This window comes from Paenibacillus sp. W4I10 (assembly GCF_030816325.1).
In the GTDB taxonomy this organism is placed as follows: domain Bacteria; phylum Bacillota; class Bacilli; order Paenibacillales; family Paenibacillaceae; genus Paenibacillus; species Paenibacillus amylolyticus_B.
The window spans coordinates 6708255-6722898 of sequence record NZ_JAUSXX010000001.1 but is presented as its reverse complement, the minus strand read 5'-3'; the positions used below and the strand labels follow the sequence as shown (position 1 = coordinate 6722898).

16 protein-coding genes are annotated in these 14644 nt (G+C 46.8%); 1 reads left to right on the top strand and 15 read right to left on the bottom strand.

The features are described from left to right. Positions 1–83: 83 nt before the first annotated feature. The 13 genes from QF049_RS30190 to cymR form a co-directional block, all read right to left on the bottom strand. Positions 84–1412, bottom strand: a complete 1329-nt coding sequence (locus QF049_RS30190; protein WP_076252944.1) for a peptidase U32 family protein — start codon at positions 1410–1412, stop codon at positions 84–86. Positions 1413–1429: 17 nt separating this feature from the next. Then, positions 1430–2359, bottom strand: coding sequence for a peptidase U32 family protein (locus tag QF049_RS30185; protein WP_307542673.1), 930 nt, complete (start codon positions 2357–2359; stop codon positions 1430–1432). A gap of 14 nt (positions 2360–2373) precedes the next feature. Continuing rightward, positions 2374–3414 (bottom strand): endolytic transglycosylase MltG, encoded by a 1041-nt coding sequence (gene mltG, locus QF049_RS30180; protein WP_307542671.1) that lies wholly within the window; start codon positions 3412–3414, stop codon positions 2374–2376. Between the two features lie 76 nt (positions 3415–3490). Continuing rightward, entirely contained in the window at positions 3491–3805 is a 315-nt protein-coding gene (locus QF049_RS30175) for a DUF1292 domain-containing protein (RefSeq protein ID WP_307542669.1), read from the bottom strand. Then, positions 3806–4105, bottom strand: coding sequence for a DUF1292 domain-containing protein (locus tag QF049_RS30170; RefSeq protein ID WP_017686820.1), 300 nt, complete (start codon positions 4103–4105; stop codon positions 3806–3808). It abuts the gene before it with no gap. A gap of 12 nt (positions 4106–4117) precedes the next feature. Then, on the bottom strand, positions 4118–4534 hold the full coding sequence (gene ruvX / locus QF049_RS30165; RefSeq protein ID WP_062835871.1) for a Holliday junction resolvase RuvX: 417 nt from the start codon (positions 4532–4534) through the stop codon (positions 4118–4120). A gap of 128 nt (positions 4535–4662) precedes the next feature. Further along, the gene (locus QF049_RS30160; RefSeq protein ID WP_036616950.1) at positions 4663–4923 is read right to left on the bottom strand and encodes an IreB family regulatory phosphoprotein; all 261 of its coding nucleotides are present in this window, start codon (positions 4921–4923) and stop codon (positions 4663–4665) included. Positions 4924–5200: 277 nt separating this feature from the next. After that, on the bottom strand, positions 5201–7831 hold the full coding sequence (gene alaS, locus QF049_RS30155) for an alanine--tRNA ligase (RefSeq protein ID WP_307542667.1): 2631 nt from the start codon (positions 7829–7831) through the stop codon (positions 5201–5203). A 434-nt stretch (positions 7832–8265) separates the two neighbouring features. Beyond that, positions 8266–9333: an AI-2E family transporter gene (locus QF049_RS30150; RefSeq protein WP_124115619.1), complete on the bottom strand. Its 1068-nt coding sequence runs from the start codon at positions 9331–9333 to the stop codon at positions 8266–8268. 294 nt (positions 9334–9627) lie between these two features. Beyond that, the gene (locus QF049_RS30145; RefSeq protein ID WP_017686815.1) at positions 9628–9837 is read right to left on the bottom strand and encodes a hypothetical protein; all 210 of its coding nucleotides are present in this window, start codon (positions 9835–9837) and stop codon (positions 9628–9630) included. A gap of 10 nt (positions 9838–9847) precedes the next feature. After that, positions 9848–10369 (bottom strand): PRC-barrel domain-containing protein, encoded by a 522-nt coding sequence (locus QF049_RS30140; RefSeq protein WP_017686814.1) that lies wholly within the window; start codon positions 10367–10369, stop codon positions 9848–9850. 164 nt (positions 10370–10533) lie between these two features. Then, entirely contained in the window at positions 10534–11685 is a 1152-nt protein-coding gene (locus QF049_RS30135; protein ID WP_307542663.1) for a cysteine desulfurase family protein, read from the bottom strand. A 174-nt stretch (positions 11686–11859) separates the two neighbouring features. Next, positions 11860–12279, bottom strand: coding sequence for a cysteine metabolism transcriptional regulator CymR (gene cymR, locus QF049_RS30130; RefSeq protein WP_062835876.1), 420 nt, complete (start codon positions 12277–12279; stop codon positions 11860–11862). A gap of 320 nt (positions 12280–12599) precedes the next feature. Between cymR and mnmA the strand changes: the two genes are divergently transcribed. After that, entirely contained in the window at positions 12600–13724 is a 1125-nt protein-coding gene (mnmA, locus tag QF049_RS30125) for a tRNA 2-thiouridine(34) synthase MnmA (RefSeq protein ID WP_307542661.1), read from the top strand. Between the two features lie 130 nt (positions 13725–13854). Here the strand turns inward: mnmA and crcB are convergent, their stop codons facing one another. Both crcB and QF049_RS30115 read right to left on the bottom strand, forming a co-directional pair. Continuing rightward, on the bottom strand, positions 13855–14214 hold the full coding sequence (crcB, locus tag QF049_RS30120; protein WP_307542659.1) for a fluoride efflux transporter CrcB: 360 nt from the start codon (positions 14212–14214) through the stop codon (positions 13855–13857). Further along, positions 14211–14612 (bottom strand): fluoride efflux transporter FluC, encoded by a 402-nt coding sequence (locus QF049_RS30115; protein WP_307542657.1) that lies wholly within the window; start codon positions 14610–14612, stop codon positions 14211–14213. The genes crcB and QF049_RS30115 overlap by 4 nt, the downstream gene beginning before the upstream one ends. Between the last annotated feature and the right edge of the window lie 32 nt (positions 14613–14644).

Below are 14644 nucleotides of genomic sequence, written 5' to 3'. Positions count from 1 at the left end.
TAAGCGGAGGTCCTATATGTTGATTTCATAACATTATTTTGTTAAATCATAATACAATATTGTCACATTGTAGGTATTTTAACCTATTTCTTTTTTCTCATCATATCAAAATACGAAACCGGCTGATCCACCTTCATTTTAATCAGTTGCAACGGGTGACGAGCAGCATCGAGAACATTGCCCTCTTCATCCTGTATTTCACCAACGACCTGTTTGAAAAAGTGACCTCCCGGACCGAAAAATTCGATTTCCTGTCCTGGTTTGAAGTGATTGCGCTGTTGAATGGTTGCCATTCCTGTTTCAGCATCATACCCCATGACCAATCCAGCGAAGTCAAAAGGCACGGCCTTTTCTTCCGGCTCATAGATATGATCTTCATGGTCTGGTGTATCATAGAAAAACCCGGTATTCAGCGGGCGATTCGCAGCTTTGTTCATTTCTTCAACCCATTCAGGTTTCAGAACATAATTCTCCGGGTCGGCCATATAGGCATCAATAGCTTGACGGTACACGTTAACCACAGTTGCCACGTAGTGGATCGATTTCATACGTCCTTCGATCTTGAAACTGTCCACGCCCACATCAATCAACTCTGGGATATGACCAATCATGCACAGATCCTTAGATCCCATGGAGAATGAATTATCCTGTTCTTGGAACAGAGGAAGCTGATTCTCACCCAGTTTGAATGGCGCAGGTGCCTTCATCTGCATGTCCTCTTCGCTGACCCACACCGTATCTTCTCTGGCATCCTCGAACAGATCATACTTCCAGCGACAAGACTGGCAACAGCCACCCCGGTTGGAGTCCCGATCCGTAAAATGGTTGGAGAGCACGCAACGTCCGGAATACGAGGAACACATTGCCCCGTGAATAAAGGCTTCAATTTCAATATCCACATTGGCCTTGATCTCTTCAATCTCTTCGAAGCTGGTCTCACGTCCGAGAACAACTCGCGGGAGTCCTTCATCTTTCCAGAACTTCACGGCTTGCCAGTTGAGTGTGGATTGTTGAGTACTCAGATGTACCTCAAGGCCCGGCACAGCACGAAGGGCTACTTCAATAATAGCTGGATCAGCTACGATGATCGCAGAGATTCCCGCATTATAGAGGTTTTGCAGGTATGTTTCGATACCCTCAACATCCTCATTATGTGCATAGATGTTTGTCGCTACGAACACCTTAGCTCCATACTTTTTGGCAAACTCCACACCTTCACGCATCTCTTCAAAGCTAAAGTTATCCGCGTTGGAACGCAGTCCATAGGCCTGTCCACCGATATATACAGCATCTGCACCGTAATGAATTGCAAATTTCAGTTTTTCCAGATTACCCGCCGGAGCTAGCAGCTCCGGTTTGTCCAGACGGTTACGTTTACCCGAGAACTTCCGCTGTACCGCCACTGTTTCCATTCTGTTCACCTCATCTATTAATACACTTGTTCTTTATAGAAAAATCCAAACGACAATTCACGTTCAGGGTCCTGTAACTCCCGCACCTCAGCGAGCCACTCTTCAGAGAACGCATATGCATCAGCATCGGCTACATAACTGTCAATCGCTGTCCGATATGCACGTACAACAGCTTCATTGTAGGTAAGTGATTTTAACATACCTTCAATTTTGAAACTGTGCACACCCGCCTCCATCAACAGATGAAGATCTTCGAGGATACATATATCCTCTGAGCTCATAATGTGTGTACCATTTATGTCCTCATAGATCGGGAATTTCTCATCCCGGCGTTCAGCCTCAATCAGGAACAATCCACGTTCTTTGCCCAGATGTCCCTCAACCGGCCGCCCTTGATGAGCCATATAACTTTGCACCAGACTGCGCTTGGAATGATAAATATTCGTCATGCCATGCACCTGAACCTGAGCTTCCACCTTCAAAAAAGGAACCATTTCCGTCAACTCGTCCATATTCAACTCACGGGCAAGTACAACGCGACTCGCTCCCTTAGTTCCCCAATAGTTGGCTGTAGCATAGTTCGTTGAAGTCATCTCCGCATTCCAGTGCAGCTTCACATGTGGCGCGTATTCCTTCATGGTAGCCAGCACGGATGGATCATTAAACTCCACACCTTCAACACCGATTCTGCCAAGTGCTTGAACATATTCAGGCAATTCTTTCAACAGCTCGTTGGACATCAGATTAGTCATGGATACATACACACGTGCCTGATGCTTGGCTGCAATGGCAACCACCTCTGCTGTCTCTTCCACGCTAAAGCTGCCTGGGAGACGCATGCCGAATCGATCATCTCCAATGACCAGAGCATCTGCTCCTGCCTGGAGCAGCACTTCTGCCTCTTTCACATTCGCTGCTGTAACGAGCAGTTCATGTTTCTTACTCATATAATCCCCTCCGCTTATTGCGCAGCCTTACTTTTGGCTATATTTTGCTGGTGTTCCTTATACGTTTTTGCAAATAGATGTCCAGACGAGCCATCCTTTTTTGTCACATAGAACAGATACTCCGAAGCTTCCGGATTTAGCGCTGCCTCAATGGACGGAAGACTTGGACTGGCAATTGGACCTGGTGGCAAGCCTTTATTCAGATACGTATTATAGGGACTTTTCACCTTCAGATCCTTGTAGAACAATCGCTCCTTTGGCCTGTCGAGCAGATATTGCACGGTAGCATCAATCTCCAGCTTCATATCCTGATTGATCCGATTGTAGATTACACCTGCAACCAGAGCACGTTCCTCGTCCACTACAACTTCTTTCTCCACGAGTGACGCAATCGTCAGCAGTTCATGCAGGGAAAGGTTCTTTTCCTGGAGCTTTGCTTCCAAATCAGGAATGGAATTAATCTTGGTCTGGAATTCTTCCAGCATCCGTTGCATCACATCATGCGTGGAACTTCCCTTTTTCAGCTCGTAGGTCTCCGGGAATAGATACCCTTCCAATACGTAGCGAAGTTCTTCATCCACTGGAATATCTTTGATGATATCTACATCAAAGGCCGAAGGATCATTGGCCAGCTTGATGAATTCATCCCGATCTACAACATGCTCATAAGAAAGTTTACCCGCCATTTGCAGAACGTTATAACCCTCCGGAATCGTAAATTTCACCATTTCCTCCGGTACAACTTCACCACTACTCAGCTTGCTAACAATCTCATCATATGTCACGCCAGGATTCATAGAATATGTACCCGCCATGAAATTAGAACCTAGTTTCTTCCACTTTAAATACCCTTTGAAGGTTAACCCGCTTCGAATGAGGCCTTCTTCTTGAAGCTGATCCGCGATTTTCGAAGTTCCCGATCCGCTCTTAATCTCGAATACGACCGGTTCTGTAGAAGCTTCCACAGGACGCATCATACTCCATACGTATCCACCTGCGCCTCCGACAAGAACTACAATGATAAGCAGTATGACTACAATTGCTTTCCCTTTCAAAAAAGAAACAACTCCTTTACACAACCAAAAAGAGCGGACTTCTCCGCCCTCCCGGTTTCTTCAATTTGAAGCTGATTTAATCTTCGTCAATGGGGAGTGTACACTCATCATACAGTTCCGAGATGTTCTCCCACTCATCATCATCATCGATCGTAACTAACTCCGGCATGATCTGGTCTTCACTTCCAGGTGATACCCGCAGAAGTTCAACCTCGTCATAAGGTCGCAACGAACTGCGGAGCACCGCGTATTGCTGACCGCCGACTTCGAACTCAGCCAACAAGTCATACGGTTGTGATTTACCGTTCTCTTCTTCGAGCTCAACATGAGCACCGAATGCCAGACGCAGTGAATCTGTCCATTTCAGGTCTTTGCGGCTATAGTCCGTCATTTAGTTCGCTTCCTCTTCATCTTCAGCAAGAAATGTATTAAACGTCTCCTCGACGATATCCCATTCGGCATCATCTTGGATGACGAAAAGTTTAATATCGTCGCCCTCTTCTTCATAACGGAATGCATATACATCCGTTTCGCCATCTTCAGGTTCAACCGGAGCAACCATCATGTACTTGGCCTCCGAACCATCTACTTCAAACTTCATGATGACTTCGAATTCCTCTTCATTACCCTCGTCATCCGCAATGTAAATAATTTCCGCTTCTTCTTCCATACCCAGTTGATCTTCAGCCATTGTTGATCCCCCTCACCTTCTACTATTGGCATCCAAATAATTTTGCAAAATCAAGCTTGCGGCCATTTTGTCCACAACCTGCTTGCGTTTTTTCCGACTGACATCCGCTTCGATCAGCGTACGTTCTGCTGCCATGGTTGTCAGCCGTTCATCCCAAAGGTGAACAGGTAAATTCAGTTCATCCCGCAGGCGTTCGGCAAAAGCAATGCATATCTCACCGCGCGGTCCTACGGTGCCGTTCATGTTTTTGGGAAGTCCGACTACGATCTCACTAATCTCATGCTCACGCACAAGTTCGGCAATCCGAGCGAACTCGCCTTCATCACGGCGGCGTTCTAGCACTTCCAATCCCTGGGCAGTCCAACCGAAGGCGTCACTCGCGGCAACTCCGATTCTTCGGTCCCCATAGTCCAAACCTAATATTTTCATCCATGCTCTCCCATCCTGGGGCCTGCTCAGATCGATTACAAATAATCGCCTTCTCAAGCTTCAGGCTGTCTTCTGTCGGTTCATTTCCCGCTGTCTGCATGGCTGCAACACAGCGGAGGCGGCGTACATTACCGGTGATTGGCCAGATAGGAACGTACAAGCTCTTCAATCAGCTCATCGCGCTCCTTTTTACGGACCAGACTACGTGCGTTGTTGTGACGAGGAATGTATGCCGGGTCTCCGGAAATCAGATACCCAACAATCTGGTTGATCGGATTATACTCCTTATCGACCAATGCATCATATACCGTGAGAAGAATCTCTTTGGATGATGCTTCCTGTTCGTCACCTTTCACATTAAATTTAACCGTCTTATCCATGGAGTCCATTGATGACACCTCGCTCCCTGCATGAACATGGGGACCATGTCCTGCCGAATTGATTTCTGTTTATATAATAACATATTCTGACTGCCACAAGTAAACAAAGGATAAGGCAATTGTGTTTTTTGCTTGTCCTTTACTGGCTTCAGCATATTGCATCAGTCGATTCCACTCGCTCTCAGGTACAAAAGTTGGACGGGAAGAAGCATCCCGATCCAACCTCCGTATAAACGAACAGAACCTTTCGAACTATATTTTGGCCCTTTGAAAGCCCTCGTTCGATTTATGCAGTATGCCCGCTAACCAGCGAAACCGCCAGTTTCAGCGCTTCATCCAGCTTGGTCGCATCCTTACCTCCGGCTTGCGCCATATCTGGACGTCCACCGCCACCGCCGCCGCATACTGCTGCGACTTCTTTGACGATTTTACCTGCGTGTAATCCTTGTTTTACTTGTTCAGCAGGTACAGCTACAACAAAATTCACTTTGCCGTCCGCTGGAGCACCCAATACGAGTACCGCGTTAGGCAATTTTACTTTCAACTCATCTGCCACTGTACGCAGCGCATCCATATTCGGAGCATCTACGCGTGCTGCCAGCAATTGTGTATTTCCTGCTTGTACCACTTGATCCGTCAATTGACCCGCTTCCATGGCACTCAGCTTGCTTTGCAGGGATTCAGTCTCTCTGGCTGCTTCTTTCAGTTGTTGGTTCAGACCTTCGATCCGTTTAGGTACATCAGCCACATTTGCTTTGAGCAGTGCAGCTGATTGTTTGAGCAGTTCCAACTGGCTTTCCACATACAGATATGCGCCGCGGCCAGTTACAGCTTCGATCCGGCGTACGCCGGATCCAATTCCGCTCTCGCTCACCAGTTTGAAGATTCCGATCTCTGAAGTATTATTTACGTGACAGCCGCCACAAAGTTCCAAACTGTAGTCTCCGACTTGAACAACACGTACAATATCTCCATATTTTTCGCCAAACAGGGCCATTGCACCCATTTCTTTAGCTTCATCAATAGCTTTCAGCTCGATGTTCACGTTCAGACGGTTCCAGATCTGTTCGTTCACCTGACGCTCAATTTCTGTCAACTCTTCCGGCGTAATGCTGCCGAAGTGAGAGAAATCAAAACGTAGACGCTGTGGCTCTACGAGCGACCCTGCCTGGTTTACGTGAGTTCCGAGCACATCTTTGAGTGCCTTGTGCAGCAAGTGGGTTGCTGTATGGTTTTTGATAATGTCGCCACGTTTCGCTGAGTCTACTTCGGCGTTGATCACATCACCTACACGCAGTTCACCAGACTCCACAGTCACCAGATGTACATGTTGTCCGAGTGGAGCTTTGAACAAACCTTGTACTTTTGCTGTTACACCAGCACCTCGCAGCAAGCCCTGATCACTCACTTGACCGCCACTTTCCGCGTAGAACGGAGTCTTGTCCAGAACAACCTGACACGTTTGTCCTTCGCCTACAGATTCAACAAGGGCGTCACCAGCTACGATGGCTACCACTTTTGCTTCCGTCAACAGGTCAGTATAACCAACAAACTCGCTTTTAACCTCCAGGTCAGCAAGTGGTCCGCCTTGAACTTTCATGCTCTCGTTCTCTTGACGCCCAGCACGTCCAAGCTCACGTTGTTTCTGCATGGAAGCATCAAAACCTTCACGGTCCACAGTCAGACCATGCTCTGCAGCATAATCTTCTGTCAGGTCAAACGGGAAACCGTACGTATCATACAGTTTGAAAGCTTCAGGTCCGCTAATAACGGTGCGTCCTTCGGATTTGGCAGCGCCGCTGATATCAGCCAGAATAGCCAGACCATCTGTTAGTGTTTCGTGGAAACGCTCTTCCTCGGTTTTGATTACTTTGGCGATGAACTCTTGTTTGTCTACTACCTCAGGGTAGTACATGCCCATCACTTCACCAACGGTTGTTGTCAATTCATACAGGAATGGACGGTCAAGTCCAAGCACTTTTCCATAACGAACTGCACGGCGAAGCAAGCGGCGGATGACATATCCACGTCCTTCATTACTTGGCAGAACGCCATCACCTACTGCAAAGGCAACTGTACGGATATGATCGGCAATGACTTTCAATGCAACATCAATCTCTACGCTGTCGTTATATTTCACACCCGCAAGAGCGGCTGTTCTTTGAATCATCGGTTGGAACAGGTCTGTGTCGAAGTTGGAATCCACATTTTGCAGAATGGAAGCAAAACGCTCCAAACCTGCACCTGTATCAATATTTTTGTTAGGAAGCGGTGTGTAGCTGCCATCTTTGTTATGGTTGAACTGGGAGAATACCAGGTTCCATACTTCCAGATAACGTTCGTTTTCCCCGCCTGGATACATTTCAGGATCACTCATGTCGTTTCCGTAAGCTTCGCCGCGGTCATAGAAGATCTCGGTACAAGGTCCACATGGGCCTTCGCCGATATCCCAGAAGTTTTCATCCAATTTAATGATACGCTCAGCAGGCAGTCCTACTTTTTCGTTCCACAGTTTGAAAGCTTCTTCATCTTCCGGATATACCGTTACGGAAAGACGTTCCGGATCAAATCCGATCCACTCTTTGCTGGTCAAAAATTCCCAAGCCCATGTTACGGTCTCTTCCTTGAAGTAATCTCCAATGGAGAAGTTGCCGAGCATTTCGAAGAACGTATGGTGACGACGCGTTTTACCAACATTCTCGATATCATTGGTACGTATACATTTTTGGGAGTTCGCAAGACGCGGGTTCTCCGGCTTTTCACGTCCGTCAAAATATGGTTTGAGCGGTGCCATACCTGCATTGATCCACAAAAGAGAAGGATCGTTGTGAGGTACAAGCGATGCGCTCGGCTCGATTTTGTGACCTTTACTTGCAAAAAATTCTATCCATTTGGACCGGATTTCACTGGCTTTCATACTGGATGCCCCCATTAATTATAATAGTCCGTTGCGTATTCGCTCCGGTTGGTCAACATTGTTTTTGTAAAAATAAACACAAAAAACGCCCCTGAATAATCAGGGACGATGTTATCGCGGTACCACCCTGGTTATTGCTGTTCATCCCTTGCTGCACGGACAAACAAACAATCTCCTCGTTCATGCGAAATAACGGTCGCTCCCGGCAGGGTTGTCCTGCACTCCGAAATTAGCTTTCCGCCGCTTCATCTTTCAAGACTCTTCCAGCCATCAGTTCAGGCTCACCCTGATCCGATGAAGTCTATTCTCTGAGGAAAGGAACCCTCGGCGTACTTTATTTCATCATCGATTTCATGTTCTAAACATACACACTCATTATATCGGTAGCACAAGCGGGTGTCAACGCGGCCGCGTTGATGTTTTAACCCTGTTATTTAGTCGGTCCTTCGTTTGATGTAATAGGCGAAAAAGTGTTGCACAATCACCTTCAGCACGGCAAAAACAGGTACTGCCAGAATTAAACCTACAATGCCTGCCAGTTCACCTCCGACGAGCAGTGCAAATATAATCGACAGTGGATGCAGATGCAACGTACGTCCCACCACCTGAGGAGAAATAACATTACTCTCCAACACTTGGCACAGTGTGTTCACAATGACAACAAGTAGTACCATTTTAAACGATACGGTTGATGCCATGACGACAGCAGGAGCAGCTCCAAGGAACGGCCCCAGGTAGGGCACAATGTTAAACACAGCTACAATGCTTGCAAGCAGCAGGGCATACGGCATATCAATGACGATATAACCAATGTAGGCAAAGATACCAACAATGACACAGACAATAAACTGTCCCCGAATGTAGTTCCCCAGTGCAGTATCGATCTCTTTCATCACCGAGACAATCGCTTTACGACGTGAACGCGGAAGATACGCCACAATGGTGCGCTCAAATACCTCAAAGTCTTTTAACATATAAAAGATCAGAAATGGCACGATAAACACATTAAATAACACATTAATGGTCGCCCCGATATTGTCCATTAGTACGGTAATGCCCTGAGTTAGTCGATCCTCCATCTGAAAAAACCAACTGTTCATGCCTGTTCGCACACTTGGCGGCATTAATTTGTGATCCATATTGTTCATCAGGCTCTGTGCACGCATGGACAGTTCTGGCATATGCTCGTTGAGTTCCCCCAGCTGTTCAATCAATACCGGAATCACATTCATCAGTATGACACCGATGCAGGTCAGGAAAAAGGCATATATGAGTAGTACCGCAATCGTACGCGGCACCTTGCGCCCTCCCAGCATGCTGACAATCGGATTGAGTACATAAGATATGATAAGGGCTACGATAAAGGGTGCCAACACTGTTTTCAGGAACGCATATATGTGAAGCAGTAAAGGCCGCAGCAGCCATATAAAATATAAAATAATCAATCCGAGCAGCAGCCAGATCGCGTAACGGAACAGCTTGTTTTTGGTTAATTGCTCCACTTGCATCTCTCCTTTTGGACTGGCTCTGAGAGTCAGTATATGTAGGAAAGGTAATATTTATTAACACAGCGCAGAAGTGGAAAGGAGCAATCCAACATTTTTTCTTAAACCAAAAAATACGCCTCCTTCATCAGAGAAGGAAGCGCATTTTGCAGCACGGGTTAGCATATAATCATACATACACCAGCCGAACCACTATGTAACCGCATCTATATACATCTGCCAACAATTAACGACAGTCTCCCACGACAGACATTGTCATGAAACCGCATATAGAGGAAGTTATTCTGCTTATTAAGAAGAAGCGTGAAGATGAGGGAAGTCTTGTGGCAGCTCGTCCCCGAAAAACAAATCATCCAGGGAACTCAGCGTACCGTCTTCTTCCACCTGATATACAGACATTTTCTCACCGTTCACCGTTAATTCGATAAAGCATCCCCAGCAATAAAACTGGTGGGAACCAATTTTCCCGATATCTTTGGAACTACAGTTTGGACATTTCATATTCATTCACCTATCCATTAACAGAATGAATGGCATTTTCCAAGCGTTGTTCACTCAGAGACGGCACCATAATGGCACTTTCCCCGATGGACATATCGCTTGTACATGGCAGCCATTTGCGGCCCTCGATCAGATCGGACACAAAACCGTCCGTAATTTCAATCCCTATTATTGTATTTCCCAACTCTTGGTCAAAATAAACATCGGAGACACGCCCAAGCAGCAAACCTTCTTCGGTGAGCACGGACATCTCCTTCAATTTAGACCGACCGAGGAGGTACGTGTATTTTATGTCGTCGGCTCCCGTCTTGCGGACAGCCTGTTGATTACGGATCATGACGGCATCTTCGCCGTAGGCAACGATATCTTGCCACTGCACGATTTTGACATGATTGGTAAACAGACCTTTGTTCTCAAGCTCAATGCCTTCGATCTCCCAATCATCATTCACAATGAAATCCTGGATTTTACCGACCTGCTTCCCGTCCTCAACATCAAAAACGGCAAGTCCGATCATTTCCTGAAGCTTCATCGCTGGGTCCCCCTCATCTTCTTATCATTAAATAGGCGCGGCGCTATTGCTAGGTATGCCCAAAGTTGATGAGTGGCAATCAGACGCCGATCATCAAAACCGCTTCTATCCAACCGATGAAATGGAACTTCTTCCCTCCTTCTGTTCCATGTGTAAAGTTCCCCTTAGGGTCTATTACGCAGTCGTCCAAGAATGGTTCCAATTTTTTCGGCGGTTATCATGATTTCTTCCGTAGTATTACCCAATCCCCAGCTAAATCGAATCGCAGAGTGTAAAAATGTTTCAGGTAATTTCATCGCTTTCAGCACATGAGAGACTTCAAGTGACCCGGAAGTGCAGGCAGAACCGCTTGCAACAGCAATCCCTTCCATATCCAGATTCATTAACATCGTCTCAGTGGACACTTCCGGAAAGCTGATATTCAGGATGTTTGGCAGCGTATGCTCCAGGTGTCCATTCACGTGAAAGTTCTCCGTCCCCACATGAATTTCAAGCTGTTCCAACAAAAGTTTACGCAATTCCAAATCATGCTGACGATGCGCCTCCGTTTGTGCTGATGCAATCTTGAGAGCCTCTGCAAATCCGGTAATACCTGCGATATTTTCCGTACCAGCGCGACGCTGACGCTCTTGCAACCCACCGTGAGCTCTTGCTTCCAACACAATTCCTCGCCGTACATAGAGTGCACCCACGCCCTGAGGTCCGTTGATTTTATGCGCAGAGAAGCTGATCAGATCCACAGGCAACTCCTTACATGAAATATTCTGGCTGCCCAGAGCCTGAACTGCATCGGTATGGAAAAGGATATTATGCTGACGAGCAAGCTCACCCACCTCGCGAATAGGCTGAATCGTGCCCACTTCGTTGTTGGCATACATCATGGTAATCAGCACCGTATCCGGACGAATAGCCTCTCGCAACTCATCCAGATTTATTCGTCCGTATCGATCAACAGATAGATAGGTTACTTCATAACCTTGCCGCTCCAGTTCCTGACACGTATGCAACACAGCATGGTGCTCAATGGCCGTCGTAATGACGTGTTTCCCCTTATCCTGCCTGGATGAGACTGCTCCAAAGATTGCCAGATTGTCGCTCTCCGTGCCACCTCCGGTGAATACCAATTCGTCCGGGAAACAGCCCAAAGACGCCGCAATGACATCCCTTGCTCCGCTGACAGTCCGTTTGGCCTCACGCCCAAAGGCATGGATACTTGATGCATTGCCAAATTGTCCTGTCATGACGTTCATCATCGCTTCTGCGACTTGTGGATGCATAGGTGTCGATGCGGCGTGATCCAAATAAATTCGTTTCATTTATCTTCACCCCGTTATATGTTAAATTATCTTATTTTGCTGTTACGAAATATGTTTTACAGCCTCATAATGCTAACCAACCTCAAGCCTTTGTATGAACATATGTTAAGGCATGGATAAAGCCCCCAAATGGGGGCTCAAGTAAGTTGGCATGTCATGCTCGCACAGTCATTGTTAAATATAGAACATGTAGCTATCTTTTTTCTCTTGATCCTGGAATGTAATCAGGTCTTTCAGTGTTGTAGAGTCCAACACTTCGGCAATGCCGTCACGGATACGCAACCATAGGTCACGCTTCGCGGGATCATCTTCCTCTGTGAAGTCTACTGGAGAGATTGGCCCTTCCAGTACACGGATCACATCGCCTGCAGTTACGGTTGCAGGATCACCCGCAAGGATATAACCGCCGTAAGCACCTCTAATGCTCTTCACCAGTCCTGCATTACGCAGTGGAGCAATCAGTTGCTCCAGGTAATGCTCCGAGAGCTGGTTGCGCTCGGCAATGCTTTTAAGTGATGTAGGGCCTTCGCCTGTTCTGGCAGCAAGCTCCATCATGATTGTGAGGCCGTAACGGCCTTTTGTCGATATTTTCAAAGGAGTCACCTCTTTCAATTTTCAGAAACGATTGGAAACTTTATATTTAACCTGTGGTCCACGACCGTCTGTTTCACGATCTGTCCACAGCAGAGATTCATAGAACTAATCTTTAACTTTCTAATTCTCCGTATTCCGATCATAACCCTCAGCTAATGTTAACATATCTGCATGCTTTATGGAAAAGAAAGATTGACGATATTCCAAAATGTGCGTCTGTGGTGGACACTATCCAAAATTGGCCGGGTGTATCGTATCTTGAGTCCGGTTATGCTAGAATAAGAAACGAAACACATTTATATATAGAAATGGTGATAACGATGTCCAAAAAAATTGAAAATACACGGGTCGTCGTTGGCATGTCCGGAGGTGTCGATTCTTCCGTTACCGCGTTGCTGCTGAAAGAGCAAGGTTACGATGTCATCGGCATTTTCATGAAAAACTGGGATGACACCGACGAGTTCGGCCACTGTACCGCTGAAGAAGATTCAGAGGATGTACGCCGCGTATGTGAACAGATCGGCATTCCTTACTACACTGTCAACTTCGAGAAAGAGTATTTTGATAAAGTATTTACCTATTTCCTTGATGAATATAAGTCGGGCCGCACGCCAAATCCGGATGTCATGTGTAATCGTGAGATCAAATTTGGTGAATTCCTGAACAAAGCTCTGGATCTCGGCGCAGATTATGTAGCTACAGGACACTATGCTCGCCTGATTGAAGAAGATGGCACATTCAAGCTGCTGCGTGGTGTGGACAACAATAAGGATCAAACGTATTTCCTTAACGCACTCAATCAGAACCAGCTGTCCAAAGCCATGTTCCCGATTGGTCATCTGCCCAAACCGGAAGTACGCAAAATCGCAGAAGCGGCTGGTTTGTATACTGCCAAGAAAAAAGACAGCACAGGTGTCTGCTTCATCGGCGAGCGCAATTTCAAAGAGTTCCTGAGTAACTATCTGCCTGCCAAAGGTGGAGACATGGTTGATATCGTGACCGGTGAAGTCAAAGGTCGCCACGACGGTCTGATGTACTACACACTTGGACAGCGCCAAGGTCTTGGCATTGGTGGTTCCGGCAATGGTGAACCCTGGTTCGTGGCAGACAAGGATCTGGAGAAAAATCAACTGCTTGTTGTTCAGGGCGATGCCCATGCAAGCCTCTACTCCACTGGTCTAACCGCAACGGGTGTGAACTGGATTGCTGGTACAGAGCACATGCCTAATGTGCCATACCGTTGTACTGCCAAATTCCGCTATCGTCAGCCGGATCAAGGTGTTACACTGACCTGGCAGGAAGATGGAAGTGTGGATGTACAATTTGATCAGCAGCAAAAAGCCATTACGCCAGGACAAGCTGTTGTTTTCTACGACGGAGAAATCTGTCTGGGTGGGGGTACGATTGATCAGGTGCAAAAGGTACCTGTACCCGCAATGCAATAATAGAGCTTGTCCATTAAAATGCGGATTATACACAATACCGTGTATCCCTATTAAAAAAGCCGTCTTTCATGTATACCATGAAGGATGGCTTTTTTCCTGCTTTCTTTGCAAAAAAAATAAAAATAGTTCGTTATGCAGTCAACCAGACTCCTGCCAAGGAGGCCAACACCCCAACTACAACCGAACTGACGACGTAAAGCGCCGCGCTTGCGTATCGTTGTCGACCCATAAGTCCTAACGTCTCATAACCAAAGGTAGAGAACGTGGTGTACGCACCGCAAAATCCGGTTCCCCAAATCACCCAGATTGCATCCGAGATCATTGCAGATTGGTGCCATCCGTATAACAACCCAAGCAGCAGTGAACCACTGATGTTGATGATCCATGTTCCCCATGGAAAAGCCGTTCCCAGCAAGCCAGAGACCCATTTTCCCAGACTGTAACGCAGTACCGCACCCAGCACACCTGCAAAACCAATCCACAGAATCATGAGGCATCACCCTCTTGTCTTTGTGCTCCCAACATACGATGTCCAAGGCTCATTCCCAGCGCACAGAGCAACAACCCCGCCAACAGACTTACGATCATATAAATAGCGGCACTGATCCATTCGCCCCCTTCGGATAAACGAACAATATCCAGTGTAAACGTGGAGAATGTCGTAAATGCACCAGTAAAACCTGTGCCAATCGCCAGTCGAAGTTGTGGTGTTATTTTGCCTGGAACAGCTATGGTAAAAAACCACCCTAAAAAAAGGCTGCCCATCGCATTGATTAGCAGCACTGCCCAAGGGAACCCTCCGTGGACAGTTGGTATCGCTAACTGTATGGAATATCGGGTCACTGTACCGAGAAATCCACCCGCCCCTATATACAAAAGCTCTTTCATGTTATGTGCATCTCCCGAGTGATCTGTCTGTC